The 19381-nt window shown below is 72.1% G+C and carries 15 protein-coding genes; 8 read left to right on the forward strand and 7 right to left on the reverse strand.

Annotation, left to right across the window (positions count from 1 at the left end; all coding sequences use genetic code 11):
* Positions 1 to 118: 118 nt before the first annotated feature.
* Complete coding sequence (locus ACFYY2_RS30690; RefSeq protein ID WP_388749033.1) at positions 119 to 496, reverse strand: ankyrin repeat domain-containing protein; 378 nt, start codon at positions 494 to 496, stop codon at positions 119 to 121.
* Positions 497 to 740: 244 nt separating this feature from the next.
* Between ACFYY2_RS30690 and ACFYY2_RS30695 the strand changes: the two genes are divergently transcribed.
* Positions 741 to 2285 carry a sugar transferase gene (locus ACFYY2_RS30695; RefSeq protein ID WP_388749035.1) on the forward strand — a complete coding sequence of 515 codons (1545 nt, stop codon included), beginning with the start codon at positions 741 to 743 and terminating at the stop codon, positions 2283 to 2285.
* Between the two features lie 72 nt (positions 2286 to 2357).
* Here ACFYY2_RS30695 and ACFYY2_RS30700 read toward each other — a convergent pair whose 3' ends face one another.
* Entirely contained in the window at positions 2358 to 3341 is a 984-nt protein-coding gene (locus ACFYY2_RS30700) for a GDP-L-fucose synthase family protein (protein WP_388749037.1), read from the reverse strand.
* A gap of 115 nt (positions 3342 to 3456) precedes the next feature.
* Between ACFYY2_RS30700 and gmd the strand changes: the two genes are divergently transcribed.
* From gmd to ACFYY2_RS30725, 5 genes are read left to right on the forward strand one after another with little or no spacing between them, the layout of a single operon-like run.
* Complete coding sequence (gene gmd, locus ACFYY2_RS30705; RefSeq protein WP_388749039.1) at positions 3457 to 4470, forward strand: GDP-mannose 4,6-dehydratase; 1014 nt, start codon at positions 3457 to 3459, stop codon at positions 4468 to 4470.
* Positions 4467 to 7247, forward strand: a complete 2781-nt coding sequence (locus ACFYY2_RS30710; RefSeq protein WP_388749041.1) for a DNRLRE domain-containing protein — start codon at positions 4467 to 4469, stop codon at positions 7245 to 7247. Before gmd ends, ACFYY2_RS30710 begins: the two co-directional genes overlap by 4 nt.
* Positions 7244 to 9499 carry a LamG-like jellyroll fold domain-containing protein gene (locus ACFYY2_RS30715; RefSeq protein ID WP_388749042.1) on the forward strand — a complete coding sequence of 752 codons (2256 nt, stop codon included), beginning with the start codon at positions 7244 to 7246 and terminating at the stop codon, positions 9497 to 9499. Before ACFYY2_RS30710 ends, ACFYY2_RS30715 begins: the two co-directional genes overlap by 4 nt.
* Positions 9496 to 10197 carry a hypothetical protein gene (locus tag ACFYY2_RS30720; RefSeq protein WP_388749044.1) on the forward strand — a complete coding sequence of 234 codons (702 nt, stop codon included), beginning with the start codon at positions 9496 to 9498 and terminating at the stop codon, positions 10195 to 10197. Before ACFYY2_RS30715 ends, ACFYY2_RS30720 begins: the two co-directional genes overlap by 4 nt.
* On the forward strand, positions 10194 to 11021 hold the full coding sequence (locus ACFYY2_RS30725; RefSeq protein WP_329041349.1) for a glycosyltransferase family 2 protein: 828 nt from the start codon (positions 10194 to 10196) through the stop codon (positions 11019 to 11021). Before ACFYY2_RS30720 ends, ACFYY2_RS30725 begins: the two co-directional genes overlap by 4 nt.
* A gap of 4 nt (positions 11022 to 11025) precedes the next feature.
* Here the strand turns inward: ACFYY2_RS30725 and ACFYY2_RS30730 are convergent, their stop codons facing one another.
* Positions 11026 to 12186: a glycosyltransferase gene (locus ACFYY2_RS30730; protein WP_388749046.1), complete on the reverse strand. Its 1161-nt coding sequence runs from the start codon at positions 12184 to 12186 to the stop codon at positions 11026 to 11028.
* Positions 12187 to 12293: 107 nt separating this feature from the next.
* Between ACFYY2_RS30730 and ACFYY2_RS30735 the strand changes: the two genes are divergently transcribed.
* Positions 12294 to 13832: a hypothetical protein gene (locus tag ACFYY2_RS30735; protein WP_388749048.1), complete on the forward strand. Its 1539-nt coding sequence runs from the start codon at positions 12294 to 12296 to the stop codon at positions 13830 to 13832.
* Here the strand turns inward: ACFYY2_RS30735 and ACFYY2_RS30740 are convergent.
* From ACFYY2_RS30740 to ACFYY2_RS30750, 3 genes are read right to left on the reverse strand one after another with little or no spacing between them, the layout of a single operon-like run.
* Positions 13801 to 15045, reverse strand: coding sequence for a hypothetical protein (locus ACFYY2_RS30740; RefSeq protein ID WP_388749050.1), 1245 nt, complete (start codon positions 15043 to 15045; stop codon positions 13801 to 13803). The two genes, ACFYY2_RS30735 and ACFYY2_RS30740, sit on opposite strands and share 32 nt — an antisense overlap.
* The gene (locus ACFYY2_RS30745; protein ID WP_388749052.1) at positions 15042 to 16724 is read right to left on the reverse strand and encodes a lipopolysaccharide biosynthesis protein; all 1683 of its coding nucleotides are present in this window, start codon (positions 16722 to 16724) and stop codon (positions 15042 to 15044) included. The genes ACFYY2_RS30740 and ACFYY2_RS30745 overlap by 4 nt, the downstream gene beginning before the upstream one ends.
* A complete protein-coding gene (locus ACFYY2_RS30750; RefSeq protein WP_388749054.1) occupies positions 16721 to 18043 on the reverse strand; it encodes a glycosyltransferase in 1323 nt (440 codons plus the stop codon). The genes ACFYY2_RS30745 and ACFYY2_RS30750 overlap by 4 nt, the downstream gene beginning before the upstream one ends.
* 118 nt (positions 18044 to 18161) lie before the next feature.
* Between ACFYY2_RS30750 and ACFYY2_RS30755 the strand changes: the two genes are divergently transcribed.
* Positions 18162 to 18611, forward strand: a complete 450-nt coding sequence (locus ACFYY2_RS30755) for an adenylyltransferase/cytidyltransferase family protein (RefSeq protein ID WP_329041341.1) — start codon at positions 18162 to 18164, stop codon at positions 18609 to 18611.
* On the opposite strand, the gene ACFYY2_RS30760 is transcribed toward ACFYY2_RS30755, so the two are convergent.
* Complete coding sequence (locus tag ACFYY2_RS30760) at positions 18580 to 19311, reverse strand: CDP-alcohol phosphatidyltransferase family protein (RefSeq protein WP_388749056.1); 732 nt, start codon at positions 19309 to 19311, stop codon at positions 18580 to 18582. The genes ACFYY2_RS30755 and ACFYY2_RS30760 overlap by 32 nt on opposite strands.
* Between the last annotated feature and the right edge of the window lie 70 nt (positions 19312 to 19381).

Raw genomic sequence — 19381 nt, forward strand, 5'->3', positions numbered from 1 at the left:
GCCCCTCTGTGCATTAAACCCCCACTTGCCACTTCGCCGCGCGCTACCCCCCCCCCGGGGGGGGGAAAGAGCCCCGCGTCCGGGGCGTCTTCGCGCGTCCGCGGGGCCGGGGCGACGGCTATCCGAGCAGTGCCGTCCGCCCGAACATCTCCGCCGCGGCCCGGGCGCTGGGCGTACCCGCGTCCAGGTCGGCGCCGGCGGCGATCAGCGCCGCGACGATCGCGTCCTCCCCCTTGAACAGGGCTCCCGCGACGGGAGACTGGTCCCGGCCGTTGCGCAGGTCGACGTCGGCGCCGAGCCCGATCAGCGCCCGGACCGTCTCCGCCCGTCCGTGGTACGCGGCGAGCATGAGCGGGGTGTTGCCCTCGGCGTCCTGGACGTCGACCGGCAGTCCGTGGCCGAAGAACTCCAGGAGCTCTTCCGTGCGCCCTTGCCTCGCCAGGTCCGACACGATCACGATGAGCTGGTTCGTCTGTTCCTCGGAGAGCGGTTCCATGGTTCAAGCCTAGGCAGCGGCCCGAGCGCCCCGCGAACGCGCCCCCGTCCGCCCTTCGCCCGCCCCGCGGTACGGGCCCGGAACGGGACGAGGATCACAACGCCCGACGTGTCTGAACTTCACGGGAACTCCAGCGAAATGGCACGTGTGTGGATATCGTGCACCGAGCGAGGGCGCATCCGTCAGTCCACGGGATCGGCGGATGCGCCCCGTTTGTGGGGATGCAACTGTGGCTGGGGGGTTCATGGGGCATGTCGAAATACCTGAAACGGATATATCCGGGCCTGTCGGGCTGGCGGGGGCGCCGCGACCGCGTACCGCCACGTCCAGGAACCGCACAGTCGCTCCGGAGCGCGTGTGGAGAGCGCCGACGACCGTAGAGCGTGATCGCGCGGAACGACCACGGGCGAGGAAGCTGCCCGATCCGCGTGTGCCCGCTCTCGTCCTGACCGATCTGCTGGGCCTGGGAGTGCCCGCTCTGCTCGTGCTGCGTGCGGGAGACCAGGCGGAGGCCCTGGCCTCCGCCGCGTCGGCCGCTCTCGTCTGGGCCGGGGTGCGCGCGTCGCGCGGACGGTACGCACGACGGCTCCCGGGGGAACCGGGCGGGGCGGTCCACGGCCCCTTCGGCGACTGGCTGGCGCTGGTCGGCCTGCTGGCCGTTCTGCTGGCGATGACGGGAAGCGGCCACGACCCGGCCACGGCCGTCGCCGCCCTCGTCCCCGGGCTCGGGGTGGCCGTTCTCGTCGCCGGGGCGGGCCGATGGCGGGCGGCCGGCCGGCGCGGGCGGCGGGTCCTGGTGGTCGGCGGGGCCGCGGGCCTGGACCGGGCGGTGAATCTGCTCAACTCCCGTACGGATCACTTCTACAGGGCGGTCGCCGTGGTTCCGGTGGGCCCGGACGTGCCGGCCTGCGCGACTCCCGTGCCGGGGCGGCTGGCCCCCGAGCGGGCTGACGACGACGTCTCGACGGTGCTGGGCAGCGCCTTCGCCCACGACGCGGACCTGGTGCTCGTGGCGCCCGGCCCGCAGCTCGACGACGACCGGCTGCGCCGGCTGGCGTGGGGCATGCACGACAGCGGGCTCGCCCTCTGCGTGCTCTCGGAGCTGTCCGGCGTCGCGGCGGCCCGGGTGCGCCCCGCCTCCGCGGCCGGGCTGACCCTGCTGCACGTCGCGCCGCCCCTGCGCAGCGGCCCGCAGGCGCTGCTCAAGACCGTGGTGGACCGGGCCGGTGCGGCTCTCGGGCTGCTGGCGCTCGCGCCGCTGTTCTTCGGGGTGGCCCTGGCCGTGCGGCTCTCGTCGCCCGGCCCCGTCTTCCACCGCCAGACCCGCCACGGCCGGCACAACAGGCCGTTCACCATGTGGAAGTTCCGCACGATGGTGGCGGACGCGGAGGCGCGCAGGGAACAGCTCTCGACGGCGAACGAGAGCGAGGGCCCGATGTTCAAGATGCGTCGCGACCCCCGCGTGACCCGTATAGGGCACGCCCTGCGCCGGACGTCCGTGGACGAGCTCCCACAGCTCCTCAACGTGCTACGGGGTGACATGTCCCTGGTAGGACCGCGTCCGCCGCTGCCGGAGGAGGTCTCGCGCTACGACGAGCGGGAGCTGCGGCGGCTGGCCGTCAGGCCCGGCCTGACCGGGCTGTGGCAGGTCAGCGGCAGGTCGGACCTGTCCTGGCAGGAGACGGTGTCGCTGGACCTCTGGTACGTCGACAACTGGTCGGTGGCCGGCGACATGGGGCTGCTGGCCCGTACGGTGCGCGCGGTCACCGACGGCCGCGGCGCGTACTGAGGCACGGTGGGGGGACGTGGGAGGAAACGCGTGCGCGGGAGCAGGACACGGTGCGGCCGCCGGGCCGGGCGGTCAGTCGCGGGGGGTGCCGCCGTCGAGCCACCAGGCGTAGGTGCGGGCGATGCCGTCCCGCAGGGGGATCTGCGGCTTGAAGCCGAGGGAGGAGAGCCGGGACACGTCGAGGAGTTTGCGCGGGGTGCCGTCGGGCTTGGAGGTGTCCCAGACGATGCGGCCCTCGAACTCCGTCACCTCCCGTACGGTCTCGGCGAGTTCACGGATCGTCAGGTCCTCGCCGCAGCCGACGTTGACGGGTTCGGCCCCGTCGTAGGACTCCAGCAGCCGCACGCAGGCGGCGGCGAGGTCGTCGACGTGGAGGAATTCGCGGCGGGGACTTCCGGAGCCCCACAGCGTGACCTCACCGGCGCCGTCCCGCTTCGCCTCGTGGAAGCGGCGGATCAGGGCGGGCAGGACGTGCGAGGTCTCCAGGTCGAAGTTGTCGCCGGGGCCGTAGAGATTGGTGGGCATGGCGCTGATGTACGAGGCGCCGTACTGCTGGCGGTAGGACTGCACCTGGACGATGCCGGCGATCTTGGCCAGCGCGTAGGCCTCGTTGGTCGGCTCCAGCGGGCCCGTGAGCAGCGCGTCCTCACGGATCGGCTGCGGGGCGTGCTTGGGGTAGATGCACGACGAGCCGAGGAAGAGCAGGCGCCCGACGCCGGCGGCGTGCGTGCCGGCGATCACGGCGAGCTGGATGCGGAGGTTGTCCTCCAGGAACTGCACCGGGCTGGTGCTGTTGGCCATGATCCCGCCCACCTTGGCGGCGGCCAGCACGACGGCGTCCGGGCGGGTCTCGCGCAGGAAGGCCTCGGTCGGCGGGGCCTCACGCAGGTCGAGCGCGTCCCGGCCGCGGGTGATCACCTCGTGGCCGTCGGCGGTGAGGCGGCGCACCAGCGCCGATCCGACGAGACCGCGGTGGCCCGCGACGAATATGCGGGCGCCCGGGCGCAACAGGGGCAGGGCGGATTCCCGGGCCGGGCCGGGGGTGTCAGTCGTCATGGCTCGGATTCTGCCAGCCGCCCGGTACCCGGGTGACCCTTTGCCGCATTCCACTCAGATCCAGATATTTCGGTGACACAAACCGCCCTACGGGCGAACACAGAAGGGGGGAGTCATGGCAAAGACCGCACTCATCACCGGCGTGACCGGACAGGACGGTTCGTACCTGTCGGAGCTGCTGCTCGAGAAGGGGTACACCGTCCACGGCCTGATCCGGCGCTCGTCGAGCTTCAACACGGAGCGGATCGACCACATCTACCAGGGGCCGGAAGAGGCGAACCGTTCCTTCGTGCTGCATCACGCCGATCTGTCCGACGGTGTGGCCCTGGTGAACCTGCTGCGCGACATACAGCCGGACGAGGTCTACAACCTGGGCGCCCAGTCCCACGTCCGGGTGTCCTTCGACGCGCCGCTGTACACCGGTGACGTCACGGGGCTCGGCACCGTGCGGCTGCTGGAGGCGGTCCGGGCCAGCGGGATCGAGACCCGGGTGTACCAGGCGTCGTCGTCCGAGATGTTCGGCGCGAGCCCGCCCCCGCAGAACGAGAAGACGCCGTTCCACCCGCGCAGCCCGTACAGCGTGGCAAAGGTCTACTCGTACTGGTCGACGGTCAACTACCGTGAGGCGTATGGGATGTTCGCCACGAACGGCATCCTGTTCAACCATGAGTCCCCCCGCCGGGGCGAGACCTTCGTGACCCGCAAGATCACCCGAGGGGTGGCGAGGATCAAGGCGGGGCTGCAGGACCGGCTGCATCTGGGCAACCTCGACGCCGTACGCGACTGGGGTTACGCCCCCGAGTACGTGGAGGCCATGTGGCGGATGCTCCAGTGCGACACACCCGACGACTACGTGGTGGCCACCGGCGAGGGTGTCAGCGTCCGGCAGTTCCTGGAGTACGCCTTCGAGCACGCGGGCCTCGACTGGGCGGAGCACGTGCGCTACGACCCGAAGTACGAGCGCCCCAGCGAGGTGGACGCGCTGATCGGTGACGCGTCCAAGGCCGAGGAACTCCTGGGCTGGAAGCCCGAGGTGAAGTCGCGGGAGCTGGCGCAGATCATGGTGGACGCGGACATCCGGCTGCTCGGCGACCAGCTCACGGGGTCCGCGGTCCGGGTGGACCGGTGAGAGGGCCGGGGCGTCTCGGGCGTGACCGGGCCGGCGTGTTCACGGCCGTCCTGGCCCTGGCCGCGGGCGCGCTCGGGGTCAGCGCGGCCACCGCTGCCCCGGCCGCCGCACTGACCCCGCCGGTCGGCTTCACCGCCGACGCCCTGTCGACGTACCAGACCAACGGCATCGTCTGGACGCTCGCCGAGGCGAACGGGGTGGTCTACGCGGGCGGCACCTTCACGGGCGTCCGGCCGGCGGGTTCGCCCGCCGGGAGCAACACGACCTCCGCCGTGAACTTCGCCGCGTTCGACGCGGCGACGGGTGCGCCCACCGGGTGCTCGCTCTCCTTCACCCGGAGCAGCGGCACGGCCACGGTCCGGGCGCTCGCCGTGTCACCCGACAAGTCCACGCTGTACGTGGGTGGTTACTTCAACGCGGTCAACGGGACGGCCGTCAACGGCCTGGCCGCCGTCGACACGGCCACCTGCCGGCCGCGCACGGGCTTCGCGCCGCAGTTCGGGGCGACGGTGCGCGCGCTCGACGTCGCCCGGGACGGCACCGTGTACGCGGGCGGCGACTTCCAGACGGTCAACGGGACGGCCCGCCGCTTCTTCGGCGCGGTCACCGCGACCGGAGCGCTCACCGGATGGAATCCGGACGCCGACGAGCCCGGCCGCGCCCTGCGGGTGACCCCGGACGGGAACAGCGTGCTGATCGGCGGTGACTTCTTCACCGTCGGCGGCGCCGCGTCCCACGCGCTCGCGGTGACGAGTGCCGCCACCGGATCGCTCACCCGCGCCTACGGCGCCTCCTTCATCCCGGCGTCCGCCGTCATCAAGGACATCGTCACGGACTCGGCGTCCGGCGGGTGGTACGCCGCGGGCGAGGGTGCGGGGGGTAACTCGTTCGACGGGCGGCTGGCCATGGGTCTGGCCGGCTTCGACCAGCGCTGGCGGGACACCTGCCAGGGCGCCACGCAGGCACTGCGGGTGTACCAGGGCGTCCTGTACGCGGGCAGCCACGTCCACGACTGCTCCAGCATGGGCGGATTCCCGAACCAGGCCCGCAAGCATCTGACCGCGCAGTCCGTGGACGACCCGGAGCTGCTGGGGTGGCTCCCGGACACCAACGACGGCATCGGCGAGCCGGTGGGCCCCCGGGCCCTGACGGTGTCCTCGCGGGGCGGACGGGACTTCCTCTGGGTCGGCGGCGAGTTCACCACCGTCAACGGCGTCGGCCAGCAGGCCCTGACCCGGTTCGCGAACACCCCCGACACGGGGGCGCCGGCCGCTCCCGCGGTGAGCGTGTCCGCTCCGCGTGCGGGTGAGGTCAAGGTCAGCTGGCGGAGCAGTCTGGACCTGGACGACAGCCTGCTGACCTACCGGGTCTACCGGGACGGCGGTTCGACGCCGGTGCACACGACGACGGGGTCCTCGCTGTTCTTCAGCAGGCCGCAGCTGACGTTCACCGACCGGAACGTGGTGGCCGGGCGGACGTACAGCTACCGGATCTCGGCGAGCGACGGCACGAACACCGGAGGGCTCTCCCCCGCCGCCACCGTGACCGCCGCGTCGTCGGCGTCCCCGTACCAGGAGAAGGTGCTCGCGGACGGGGCCGACCTGTACTGGCGCTACGACGAGGCGGGCGGGGCCTTCGCCGCGGACACCTCGGCGAGCGGCGACGGCGGGGTCTACGTGAACGCGCCGGGCTACCGGGCCACGCCGTCCGCGGTCGCCGGTTCGGCGGCGCTGTCCCTCAACGGCACCGACGAGTACGTGTACAGCGACCGGCTGCACCACTACACCTCGCCCACGCCGTACTCGGTCGAGACCTGGTTCCGCACCACGTCGACGACCGGCGGGCGGATCGTGGGCTACGGCAACAACATCGGCACCGCGCGCGGCCACACGAGCAGCATCTCCGACAAGCTGGTCTACCTGACGAACGACGGGCGTCTGGCGTTCGGTGTGCAGAGCGGTGCCGCCCGGCCCACCATCACGTCCTCCGCGTCCTACAACGACGGAGCCTGGCACCACGCCGTCGCCACGCAGGGGCCGTCGGGCATGGTGCTGTACGTGGACGGGGCCGCCGTCGGCACGAACGCGGCGACGGGCAACCGCTCGTACAACGGGTTCTGGCGGGTGGGCGGTGACGCCATGAACAACGCCTGGCCGAACCGTCCCACGAGCGACTACTTCGCCGGCCAGGTCGACGAGACGGCGGTCTACCCGGCTGCGCTGACCGCCGCGCAGGTGGCCGCGCACCACGCACTGGCGGGGACGCCCCCCGGGCCGGGCGACTCCACCGTCACGGTCACCCCGGACGAGGACGCGTACGTCAACGCCGCCGCCGCGAACACGAACTACAACGACGGCCAGCTCGCCTCCCGGGGCAGCACGGCCTATCTGGGCTACCTGCGCTTCACCCTGCCGTCGGCTCCGGCCGGCCAGGTGCTCAAGAGCGCGCGGCTCGCCTTCCGTACCTCGTCGGACTCGACGGCGGGATCGGCCGAGAGCCACAGCGTCGTGCCGGTCACCGGCACGTGGACCGAATCGGCGGTCACCTACAACACCCGGCCGACGCTCTCCACGTCCGTGCTGGGGACCATAACCGGCGCGTCAGCGGTCTCCACCGGCTACTCGGCGGACCTCGACGCGACGGCGCTGGGCGGGGCCCTGGGCTCCGCCACCTCACTCGCCCTGACCAGCAGCGGGACGGACAGTCTCCGCATCTGGTCGAGCGAGGCAACCGCGGCCTACCGGCCGCAGCTCGTTCTCACCTTCGGAGATGAATGATGAACGGAAGTACGGGGCGGAGACCAGGGGGACGTGGCCGCGTGCGGGCCGCCTCCACCGCGCTCTGCCTGTTCGCGGGCGCACTGACCGCGACCGCCGTCGGGGCCTCGCCCGCCACGGCCCTGACACCGCCGGTGTCCATCACGGCGGACGACCTCACCACCTGGCAGACCAACGGCATCGTCTGGTCGATGGCCGCGACGAACGGCGTCGTGTACGCCGGAGGCACCTTCTCCACCATCAGGCCCCCCGACGCGGCCGCGGGCACCTCCGAACAGCCCGCGGTCAACTTCGCGGCGTTCGACGCCGCCACCGGCGCGCCGACGGGGTGCAGCCTGTCGTTCACCCTCTCCTCGGGGACGGCCACCGTCCGGGCGCTCGCGCTCTCACCGGACGGCGGGACCCTTTACGCGGGAGGCCAGTTCGGCGCGGTGAACGGGGTGGGCGTCAGCAACATCGCGGCGATCGACACCGCGACCTGCACGCCGCGGCAGAACTTCAAGATCGCGGTCTCGGCGACGGTCCGGGCCCTGGACGTCACCGCGGACACCGTCTATCTGGCCGGTGACTTCAACAGCGTGGGCGGCCAGACCCGGAGCAAGTTCGCCGCGGTCAGCACGGGCGCGAGCCTGCTGCCGTGGACCGCCGACGCGGACGAGGTGGCCAGGGCGGTCCAGGTGACCCCGGACGGTCAGCACGTGGCGCTCGGCGGTGACTTCTTCACCGTGAACGGCACCGCCTCGCACGCCCTCGCGGTGGTCGACGCCACCACGGGCGCCCTCACCAAGAGCTACCCGGGCTTCATCCCGAACACCTCGACGGTGCAGGACCTCACAACGGACGCGACCGGCCTGTACACCGCCAACGAGGGCACCGGCGGCGGGGTGTTCGACGGCCGCATCGCCATCGACCTCGACGACTACCAGCAGCGCTGGCGGGACACCTGCCTGGGCGCCACCCAGACCGTGCTGGTCCACTCGGGCGTGCTCTACAGCGGGAGCCACGCCCACGACTGCGCCAGCATGGGCGGCTTCCCGGACCAGCCGCGCAGGCACCTGCTCGCCCAGTCCGTCGACGACCCGACGCTCCTGCCCTGGTTCCCGGACACGAACGACGGCATCGGTGAGCCCGTCGGTCCGCGTGTCATGACGCAGACCGACAAGGGAGGCCGCCACTACCTGTGGGTCGGCGGTGAGTTCACCACCGTCAACGGCGGCGGCCAGCAAGGGCTGACCCGGTTCGCAGACGGCCCGGACACCGGGGCGCCGTGGGTGCCCAACGTCAGCCTCTCGACGGTCGCCCCGGGGCGGATCGACGTCAACTGGCAGACCAGCTTCGACACCGACGACGGTGAGCTGACCTACCGGATCTACAAGGACGGCGCGAGCACACCCGTGCACACCGTCACGGGCTACTCCCTCTTCTGGGACCGCCCGCAGCTGAAGTGGACCGACACCGACGTGGCGGTGGGCGAGACCCACTCGTACCGCATCACGGCGAGCGACGGCACCAACACCAGCGCCAAGTCCCCCGCCCAGTCCGCGACCGTGGCGGCGGCCACGCAGGCGTATCCGGCGCGGGTCCTCTCCGACGGGGCCACGCTCTACTGGCGATACGACGAGGGCACGTCCACCTTCGCCGCGGACACGACCGCCGGGCTGAACAGCGGCTTCCTGCGCAACGGCCCCGCCTACCAGCAGACACCGGCCGCGATCGCGGGCAGTTCGACGGCGATCGGCTTCGACGGCTCCACCGAATACGCGTACAGCAACAAGCTGCACGCCCAGCCGACCCGCTTCTCCGTGGAGACCTGGATCAAGACCACCACCACCCGTGGCGGCAAGGTCATCGGGTTCGGGAACCTGACCATGCAGAACAGCAGCCGTTACGACAAGCAGGTCTACATGGCCAACAACGGACGCCTCGTCTTCGGCATCTACAGCGGCGGCTACCGCACCGTCACCACGACGGGGGCCTACAACGACGGCAACTGGCACCACGTCGTCGCCACCCAGGGCACCGGCGGTATGGCGCTGTACGTGGACGGGCAGCTGCGCGCGTCCAACTTCCTCTACACCGGCAACGAGAACTACCCCGGCTACTGGAGGGTCGGCGGGGACAACCTGGCCAACTGGCCGAACCGCCCGACCAGCAACTTCTTCGCCGGGCAGATCGACGAGACGGCCGTGTACCCGACCGCGCTGAGCGCTTCCCAGGTCAGCGCGCACTACGCCCTGAGGACGAGTGAGTGAGATACCCGTTCCTGGCCGGCACCGCCGTCGCCCTCGCGACGGCGGTGCTGGCCGCCTGCGGCTCGTCCGGCGGGACCGGCGACGGGGGAAAGGAGGCCGCCGCGGGCAGCAAGCCGCCCGCGGCGGCCTCCGCCACGCCCTCCGTGGCCGGCCCGGCGGCCGGTACGACGGCCCCCAGGCCCCAGAAGTCCAGTGACGCTCCGAAGGCGCCCGCCGGGGAGCTCACCCCGGCGACGGGGTCCTTCACCAAGAAGCAGAAGGAGTACCTGACCGACCGGGTACCCAAGGGCATGGACCCCGCGGCGGTCCTCCAGACGGGGCAGGAGACCTGCGACAGGCTCCGCTACCTGGACAAGGCCGACCGGGACATCGCCGTCGGCGCGATCGTCTCCGGCGAGATCACCGACGCCGGGCCGGCGGTCACCCATCTCTGCCCGCAGCACCAGGACCTCGTCGACGACGCCGCACGCGGTTACGCCGACGGTACGCACAAGGGCGCGGCCCTGCGGCCCGGCCGCTACCGCGCCGCGTCGCCCACGAAGACGTGCGGCTGGCAGGTGACGGGGCCGGGCGGCAAGGCCCTGACCTCCGGGTCCTCCGACACCGGCAAGCCGGTGGAGGTCACTGTCCCGGAGTCCGCCCGCACCTTCACCTCCACAGGCTGCTACGCCTGGCTGCCCCGAGGAGACAACGGATGAGCAAGCTGCCCATAGCCGTCGCGATCCCCACCAAGAACGAGGGGCTGAACATCGCCGAGGCGGTGAAGTCGGTCCTGGGCCACTTCGAGGCGGTCGTCGTGGTGGACTCCCACAGCACCGACGACACCGCGAAGATCGCCGAGGAGTGCGGGGCCGAAGTGGTCACGTACACCTGGGACGGCGGCCACCCCCGCAAGAAGCAGTGGTGCCTGGAGAACGTCCGCACGGATCTCGACTGGATCCTGCTGCTCGACGGCGACGAGCGCCTCAGCCCGGGGCTGCTCGCGGAGCTGCGGCGGATCTTCGCGGACCCGGCCGCGCCGAAGCCGGCGGCGTACGACATTCCGCTGGGGTACTGGTTCTCGGGGAAGCGGCTGCGGCACGGGTACACCATCCGCAAGCGCTCCCTCACCGACCGGACGCGGTGCCACTACCCGGAGGTGGGAGACCTCGCCGCGCCCGGCATCGGCGAGGTGGAGGGGCACTACCAGCCGGTCGCGGCGACGGCCGAGGCCCTGAGCAGTCCTATCGAGCACCAGGACCTCGACCCGGTCACCGCGTGGTTCGAGCGGCACAACCGCTACTCCGACTGGGAGGCGTGGCTGGAGCACCACCCCGACGTCAAGGAGCAGGTGCGGAAGGTGAAGTCCCGTCAGGGGCAGCTCTTCCACAAGGCGCCGTTCAAGCCGCTGGTGTCCTTCGCCTACATGTACGTCTACCGGCGGGGCTTCCTGGACGGGCGCGCGGGTCTGGACTTCGCCCTGGCGATGAGCTTCTACCGCTGGCAGATCGCTCTCAAGTCGCGCGAGGGGAAGACGGGTTGAGCGCTCACGCCTTCCGGCGGACCACGTCCTCGTAGGTCCGCCGGAGGGCGGCGGTGACGGCCTCGATGGTGAACTGGTCGTTGACCAGCTGCCAGGCGGCCTTGCCCGCCTGCTCGGCGGCCTCCGGCTCCAGCAGCTCCAGGATCGCGTCGGCGACCTTACGGGCGTTGGCCGCGTCCTCGCCGACCCGGCTGTCGATCACCCGGCCCGCTCCGGCCCCCGACACGTCGGGGCCCTGTCCGCAGGTGCGGGTGATGACGACGGGGGTGCCGACCGACATCGCCTCCAGGACCGAGACCGGGAAGGGCTCCTCGATCGCCGGCAGCACGTACACATCGGCCTCGCGTCCGGCGGCGAGGACCTCGTCGTGCTCCAGCGGGCCCACATGGTCGAGGGAGCCCGTGACCCCCAGCTTCCGGGCGAGGGCCAGGGTGCCGGCCAGCGCCCCGGTGTCCGGGCCGGCCAGCACGAAGCGGGCGTCCGGGTGGCGGGCGAGGACGTGCGGCATCGCGGCGACGAAGTCCTCGGGGCGCTTGCGCTCCTGGATGCGGGCGAGGTACAGCACGGTCGGCGGGCGGCCGGGTTCGCGGGCGGGCTTGCGCTCCTGCGGGCGGACACCGTTGACCAGCCGTACGGTACGGGTGAGCGGGACGGGCGCGGCGACGGCGTTCACGTCGACCCGCTCCATCTCGGTGAGGTGCAGGACGGCGTCAGCCTCGCGCAGTACCTTGCGCACCCCGAGGACGTCGGTGAGCTGGGCGGCCTTCTTCTCGGTGGGGTCGATCATGCCGTGGGTCTGGACGACCAGGGGTGTACGGGTCGCGAGGGCGAGGAGCGCCGCCGGCAGGGTCACCAGGTCCCGCATCAGATGGACGTGCACGAGGTCGGCGCCGCGCATCATACGGCGTGCCGTGCGCAGCAGCGCGGCGGAGGTGATGCCGCTGACCTCGAACATGGGGAGCACGTGCCGCGCCTGGAACAGGTGGACGGGAACGCCCTCCACGTGGCTGGGCAGTTCGCCGCCGGGGAAGCCGTCGCCGAGGGCCATGACGCGCGCGTCGTCGCCGTTCGCCCGCTGGACCTTGGAGAGGTTGAACGCCACCCGGGTCGGCCCGCCGAAGGCATGGTCCGGAGTGTGGAGCGTGACAACATGCAGGATTTTCACCAGAGTTCCCCTCAACTGCGGCCAATACTTCACAGACTAGTCATCACGCCCCCTCAAGTGGGCTGATTCGCTAGAGTGTTCAGCGGTTCACTGATCCCGGGGGGAGCATGACGTCGGTGCACACATCGGCGACCGAGCAGGCCGCCCGCACGGTCGCGCCTCCGAAGTGGCCGCTCCGGGGCGGCGCCCCTGAGCCGCCCGAGCAGCCGATCGCCTGGTCGATGCTGTCGCGGGCCCTGTCCGTGCCGCTCATCCTCGGCCTGGTGTGCTTCCTGCCCGCGGTGATAGCCGCCCAGCCGGGCGGCGAGGTCCGGGACACCGCCTACTGGCTCCAGTTGGTGCTGACCTGCTATGCGGGTGCCCGGCTGGCGACGATGATCCTCTCCACCCGGCGGCGGCTGCTCCAGGGCGTCTTCTGGATGTTCGTGTACATCGCGATGGGCGTGGCACCGTTCGCCCAGGTGGTGATCGGGCAGACGCCTACGCCGATGGTGGGGCCGCGCCAGGACCTGGTCACGGCCATCGCGATGGTGCTGGTGGGGTGTGCCGCCTTCGACCTGGGGGCGCTGCTGGCCTCGCGGCGGCCGCTGCGGCGCCGTACGCCCTCCACGCGGAGCCCGGGCGGAGGGCCGGCCGTGGCGCACCCTGTGCGGCTGCGACTGCTGGTGCTGCTGGCGTTCGCGGCGAGCGCGTTCTACGTGCTGAAGCTGGGCGGGCCCTCGGTCTTCTTCTCCAGCCGGCAGGAGATCAACGAGACCGTCGCGGCGAGCGGGGTGGTCTCGGAGGGGTCCAACGTCGGCTCGGCGTTCGTCAAGGGCTTCGGCCAGGTCCCCGCGCTGCTGGCGCTGCTCTTCTACACCCGCCGTCTGGCGACCTCCTACCGGGCCCGGCGCGCCCCGTCGACGGTGCTGGTGTGGGTGGCGCTGGTGGCACTGAACCTCGTGGTGAACAACCCGGTGTCCAATGCCCGTTACTGGTTCCTGACGGTGCTGATGGCCTTCGTGTTCACCGCTTTCCCGAGCAGTGCGGCGATCTACCGCATCGTGCTGACGACGGGGGTGGTGGGGGCCCTGGTGGTGTTCCCGTATGCCGACAGGTTCCGGTACGACGACGAGGCACAGCGGCCCGCGCAGTCGGCCTCGGTCTTCGAGCCGCTGGTGACCAAGGACTACGACCAGATGGTGATGTTCGCCAACAGCATCTCCTGGGTCGACACCCGGGGCCACACCTACGGACGCCAGTTGACGGGCTCCGCCCTCTTCTTCGTGCCGCGCGCCGCGTGGAGCGGGAAACCGGAGGACACCGGGGTCCGGGTCGGGCAGTGGATGGGGCTGAAGATGACCAACCTCTCGGCCCCGCTGTGGACCGAGTTCTGGGTCGACTTCGGCGCGTCCGGGGTGATCGGCGGGTTCGCACTGATCGGTTACGCGGTGGCGCGCACCGACCGCCGGTACGCGCGGGCCGTCACCCGGGCGGGACCCGGCCCCGGGAGTGTGCTGGCCATCGCCGCGCCGCTGATCGCCGGATACACCTTCATCCTGCTGCGCGGCCCGCTCCTGCAGGCGGCCGGGAAGCTGGCCATAGCCGCGCTGTGCCTGCTGCTGATCAGCACGTTCAAGGAGCGGAGGGCAGGGCGCCGGCGGTGACGGCCGTGTCGGGCGCCGGCTTCCCGCGTCGGAGCCTGACCACCCGGATCCAGGTGGCGGCGGCCTTGCACACGGATCCCAGGCACAGCCCCCAGGCAGCGCCCTGGACACCGCCGACGGCGTAACCCGTGCCCATGAGGGCGACGGCGGTGAGCGAGAAGACCACCTGGATGCCGAGGGTGGTGCGCGGGTCGAGCATGCGCAGGGCGAGCAGCCCGCAGGTGCCGACGGCCATCGCCGCGTACTGGCTGCCGGTCGCCGGGAGGAGAGCGGCGGCCGTGGGCCAGGTGTCGCCCAGGATCTGGCGTCCCACCCGGTCGGGGAGTACGGCCAGCACCGTGGCCCAGAGCGCGGCGGTGGCAGCGAGCACGGCACCGAGGACCGCGGTCGCTCGCACACGGCGGCGTTCGTCGCCCACGCGGCCCAGCAGCGGCGGGCCGAACGACGTGGCGGAGGTGAACAGGACGTTGAGCGGCCCGAAGAGCGTGGTGGCTCCGCGCAGCGCGCCGACCAGGAGGGGGTTGGCGACGGCGCCGAGACCGAGGACGGACAGCTGTCCGGCCGCGTTGCCCACGCCGAACTCGACGACGAAGCGCTGCCCGAGATGGCCCCTCCTCAGCATCGGGCGAAGCAGCAGCGGGGGTCCGGCGGTCGCGCGGTGCAGCAGGACGGCCGACAGCAGCAGCGCGGGCAGCGCGGAGAGTCCCCAGACCAGGACGAGGCGGCCGGGAGCGGCGCCGTACTGCTGGAGGGAGAGCGCGCCGAGCACGCACGCCAGCCGCAACACGTCGGACGTCAGGGCGAGATGAGGGCTCTGGAGGGTCGAGAAGGCGTACCGCAGGGCGTCCTGCCCCAGCACGACGGGCAGGACGAGGCCGAGCATCACGAGTGCGCGGGCGGTGTCCCCCGGCAGCGCCAGGCAGACGGCGGCCAGCAGCGCGCCGGCGGCGGCCGACGCGCAGACGGTGAACACGACGGCGGACCGGCAGGCCCCCCGCGTGGTCTCGCCCCCGCCGCGCCGGAGGACGAGGGGCTGCCCGGTGTACGCGCCCGAGACGCCCAGCAGCACCGTGAAGACCAGGTAGACCGCGGAGAAGCGGGCGAAGTCGGCGGCGGTCGACAGCCGGGCGGCGGCCACCAGCACCAGGATGTTGGTGAGCGCCGCCACGCCCTGGTCCGCGACGGAGCAGAGGATCGCGGTACGGGCTCTCACTGCCGTGCGGCCGGGAGGGTGAAGGAACGCAGGCCCATGGTCTCGGCGGGGTCCCCCTTGAGCTCGGGCGCGTCCGCCTCCATCGTCGGCCCGCCGGGCCCGCCGCCGGTGCGCCGCCGGGCGGCCTTCCCCCGGGACTCCGTCCGGCGCAGCCGTCCCCTGCCCGGGTGGAGCAGGGCGCCGAGCACCGAGCCTCCGGAGGCGCCGATGATCTCGCGGATGCGTTCCAGGTCGCTGCGGTGCACCTCGCGGGGATCGCAGACGATCATGACTCCCTCGACCCGGTCGACCAGGGCGACCGCGTCGGCGTACGACAGGACCGGTGGCGCGAGCACGATGACGACGGTGCCCGGGCGGTCGGCCTCGGCGACGATGCGGCCCACGGGCGCCGAGGTCAGGGCGCGCGGGACGTTGTCCGCGGTGACGCCGGCGATGAGGGCGAACGCCCCGGAGCCGGGCACGTCCACGTTGTAGCGGGCGCCCGTCGGCCAGCTGCCGTCGCCCTCCTCGGCGGCCCAGCGCGGCGGCCGCACCTCGTGGGCAGAGGACCCCAGGTCGCGGGCCAGGGAGGGGGTGCGCAGGTCGGCCTCGACGATCAGCACGTCGCGGCCCATCTCGGCGAAGGCGGCGGCCAGGTTGACGGCGGCCGCCGCGGCTGCGGCGCTGTCGCCGCGCGGGGCGGTGACGAGGAGGCGCCGCCGCTCCGCGAACGACGGGTCGTAGGCCAGCCGGAAGGCGACCGCACGGTACTCCTCGGCCAGCCGGGAGCCGCTGCGGCCGATGGCGAGCAGGTTTCCCGCGGCGGCGCGTTCCCGGGGCAGCGTCCCGAGCAGCGGCGCACCGAGCGAGCGGACGAGCTCGCGGGGTGAGCGGACGGCGGGGTCGAAGACGAGACGCACCCAGGAGAGCAGCAGCCCCAGTGCCAGGCCGACGACCGCGCCCAGACCCAGCAGCAGCGGCATTCCGGCGCCGGTGGGCGAGGTGGGTGCCACCGGCTTCTTGTTGAGGTAGCCGGGTGTGGTGTCGAGGGCCTTGAGTTCGGAGATCTTCCGGGTCAGCTCGGAGATGGAGACGATGATGTTGGCCCGGGCGCTGCTGACGTCGTCCGTGGCTCCGGCCCCCTCCTCCAGCAGGTCGCGCTTGTCCTCCAGCGGTTCGAGCTGGGCGCGGTAGCCGTTCGCCATGTTCTCGATGCTCTCCTGGGTCCGCGCCTTGCGGTGCGCCAGGTAGCCGTTGGCGAGGGCCTCCGCGCGGGTGCGCGCCTGCTCGGGGGTCGCCCCGGTGTAGGAGAAGCGGAGGGTGAGGGTGTTGGGCGGGTTGGTGACCTGGAGGCCCGAGAGCAGCTTGCGGGCGGTGACGTCGTCGCCCTGCTTGAGCAGGGTCGCCGCCGCCAGCACGCCCACGGTGTCGCTCACCGCGGTCTGCCGTTCTGAGCCGATGTTGATGCCCTTGTCGGCGGAGGCGCCGGTGGCGAACGGGTCGGCGGTCGCGGAGCGCACCTGCACCTCACCCGTCGCGGTGTAGGTGTCCTCGCCGCTCAGGGCGAGGAAGCCGCTGCCGAGCAGGCCGACGAGGACACCGCCGGCGAGCAGGGCGCGGTAGCGCAGGAGCTGACGGAACTGATCGCGCAGCAGCGCCGGTTCGTCCTGGTCGTCCAGCGGGCGGATCGGATGGCTCATCGGCGTGGTCTCCCTTGTGCTTCCCCTGCGCGTTCGTCCCCGACCGGTCCGTCACCCGGTCGCGAGCCCGCGGACGACGCGTCCGCGAGCGCTTCGGTGAGCAGCGCGTCGAAGCGGGCCAGGCCCGCCTCCCTGCCCAGGTGCCGTGCGACGTACCCGGGGCCGTGCGCTCCCAGCGCGTCCGCCGCGGCGGGATCAGCGGCCAGTTCCCGCACGGCGCCGAGGAGTGCGGCCGGATCCTCGGGGGCGACGAGCACTCCCGCGCCCGAGCGGCGCACCTCGTCGGCGGTTCCGCCCTCGCCGGCCACGGAGGCGACGACGGGCCGTCCCGAGACGAAGTACGAGGTGAGTTTCGACGGCACGCTCATGTCGAGCACCGAGGCCCGCTGGGTGACCGCGAGCACGTCGGCGGCGGCGAGCACGTCGGTGAAGTCGTCCGCGCCCGCGGGCGGGAGGAAGTCGATGTTGGGCAGCCCGGCGGCGAGCGAGCGCAGGGCCTCGCGCTGGTTGCCGTCGCCCATGAGCACGACCCGGACGTCCGGTGCCAGCCTCGCCAGGGCGACCAGCACGTCGAGCCCCTGTTTGAGGCCCATATTCCCGGAGTGCAGCACGACGGGGGTGCCCTCGCGCCAGCCGAGCCGTGCCCGGGTCGCGGCCCGGTCACCCGAAGGGCGCTCCACGTGCGTCCAGTTGGGGACGACGCGGATGCGGCCGGGGTCGACGCCGAGGGCGGTGACCCCCTCCACGAAGCTCTCGTGGATGACGCCCACCAGCGCGGCGCCGCTCAGTGCGTGGCGTTCGGCCCGCGCGGCGACGACCGCCGCTCTGCCCCCGCCCCGGATCCCGCTCTGCGCGGCGGCGGCGCCCATCAGGTCCTGGACCACGGGTATGTGGGGGACGCGGTGGCGGCGTGCCAGCCGCGCGCCTATGACCCCGCCCGCGAGGCTCGGCATCTGCGAGACCACGGCGTCGGGCCGGCCCGGAGGCGGTGCGAGGATGCCGTGGAGGAGTACGGATGCCTCGAAAAGACCTCTGCGCACGGCGGTCTGACGTGGCGGCACATAGTGACGGCGCCGGTGGACCCGCACGCCCCGGAGCTCCTCCTGCCGGCGCCAGGCTCCCCGGTACTCCTCGTCCACGCGCCAGGCGGGGTAGTGCGGCATACCGGTCAGGACCTCGGTCCTGGCCCCCGACGCCGCCCAGTGCTCGGCGAGCTGCGTGGCGTACGGGCCTATGCCCGTCAGCTCGGGTGCGTAGTTGGTGGAGACCACGAGAAGGTGGCGGTTTTTGAACGGTCTCTGATGCTCAGCAGCGGACAACGGATGATCGCCTTCCCCCCGGAACAGCCTCTCCTTCGAGCTTATCCGTTCACGGGTTGCGCAAGTGTTCTTCACAGTAAGGTCGTTGAACCAGTTCCACCGTGGGGGGAGAGAACGGATGGTGCAGCACAGAGTCGGTTACGCACCGGGGGTGTACGACCTGTTCCACGTCGGCCACCTGAACATCCTGCGGCACGCCCGCAGCCAGTGCGACTACCTGGTGGCCGGGGTCGTCTCCGACGAGATGGCCGCGCTCGCCAAGGGGCACAGACCGGTGATCCCGCTGCCCGAGCGGCTGGAGATCGTGCGCAGCGTGCGCCATGTGGATGCGGCGTTCGTGGAGACGGTTCCGGACAAGGTCGAGACCTGGCAGCAGGTCCGTTTCGACGTCATCTTCAAGGGCGACGACTGGCGCGGCACGGAGAAGGGTGAGCGCCTGGAGCGGGACTTCGCCGAGGTCGGGGTGGAGGTCGTCTACTTCCCGTACACGGTGCACACGTCCAGCACCCAGCTGCGCCGGGCGCTGGACGTGCTCGTCAGCCGGCCCGGAGCGCTCTCAGCTCCCTGAACCACTTGGCCAGGAACGCCACCAGGAACACGGCGTGTACGGCCGCGAGCAGGGCGTACCCGGCACGGAAGGCAGAGGGCGCGCCGAGCAGCAGGAAGACCAGGCAGAACACGCCGTAGTCGGCGGGCAGCAGCGCCACGGCCCGCACCGGGGACACCGGCGCCGCGGGACCGGCGGCCACCGGTGCGGTGCGGGCCGCCGCCTTCCCCAGCTGCTCCCGCAGCAGCCCGGCACAGAAGGTCAGCACGGCGACGAACAGGAAGCCGAGCGGCAGCAGCAGCCACCCGTCCCCCGGCAGCGAGGCGAACCGGTGGAAGGAGATCAGCACGGCGGTGTGGACCAGGATCATCTTGGCGCAGTCGACGACATGGTCCAGCCATTCGCCGTCGGGGCCGCCCCGTCCGGTCAGCCGGGCGAGCTGCCCGTCCGCCGAGTCGAAGGCGAAACCGGCCGCCAGGCCCGCCCAGACGAGGAACCCGAGCTGCCAGGACGGCTCCGCCAGCGCCACCGCTGCGATGGCGGAGAAGGTGAAAACCGCGCTGACCAGGGTGACTTGATTGGGTGTCAGTCCTATGCGGTACGCGCCGGCGGCGAGCACCCGCCCGGTCGGCCGGTTCAGGTACCGCGAATAGAGAGAGACGCCCTTGGACGTCTTCTGTGCGCCGCGCAATTCGCGCAGCACCGTACCCGTGCTTTCCATACGCCCCCCAGCGACGGCCACAGCAGTCGCTGCATCATGGCAGACGGACGGCCCGGGAGGCGCGGGTACG

The sequence above is a fragment of the Streptomyces sp. NPDC001822 genome (genome assembly GCF_042892135.1).
Classification (GTDB): Bacteria; Actinomycetota; Actinomycetes; order Streptomycetales; family Streptomycetaceae; genus Streptomyces.

What these genes read in the sequence shown, in the direction of transcription:
- ACFYY2_RS30760 (WP_388749056.1), bottom strand. Translation starts at nt 19,311, where the DNA reads ATGGAAAGCACGGGTACGGTGCTGCGCGAATTGCGCGGCGCACAGAAG.
- ACFYY2_RS30755 (WP_329041341.1), top strand. Translation starts at nt 18,162, where the DNA reads ATGGTGCAGCACAGAGTCGGTTACGCACCGGGGGTGTACGACCTGTTC.
- ACFYY2_RS30700 (WP_388749037.1), bottom strand. Translation starts at nt 3,341, where the DNA reads ATGACGACTGACACCCCCGGCCCGGCCCGGGAATCCGCCCTGCCCCTG.
- ACFYY2_RS30725 (WP_329041349.1), top strand. Translation starts at nt 10,194, where the DNA reads ATGAGCAAGCTGCCCATAGCCGTCGCGATCCCCACCAAGAACGAGGGG.
- gmd (WP_388749039.1), top strand. Translation starts at nt 3,457, where the DNA reads ATGGCAAAGACCGCACTCATCACCGGCGTGACCGGACAGGACGGTTCG.
- ACFYY2_RS30690 (WP_388749033.1), bottom strand. Translation starts at nt 496, where the DNA reads ATGGAACCGCTCTCCGAGGAACAGACGAACCAGCTCATCGTGATCGTG.
- ACFYY2_RS30695 (WP_388749035.1), top strand. Translation starts at nt 741, where the DNA reads ATGGGGCATGTCGAAATACCTGAAACGGATATATCCGGGCCTGTCGGG.
- ACFYY2_RS30735 (WP_388749048.1), top strand. Translation starts at nt 12,294, where the DNA reads ATGACGTCGGTGCACACATCGGCGACCGAGCAGGCCGCCCGCACGGTC.
- ACFYY2_RS30745 (WP_388749052.1), bottom strand. Translation starts at nt 16,724, where the DNA reads ATGAGCCATCCGATCCGCCCGCTGGACGACCAGGACGAACCGGCGCTG.
- ACFYY2_RS30715 (WP_388749042.1), top strand. Translation starts at nt 7,244, where the DNA reads ATGATGAACGGAAGTACGGGGCGGAGACCAGGGGGACGTGGCCGCGTG.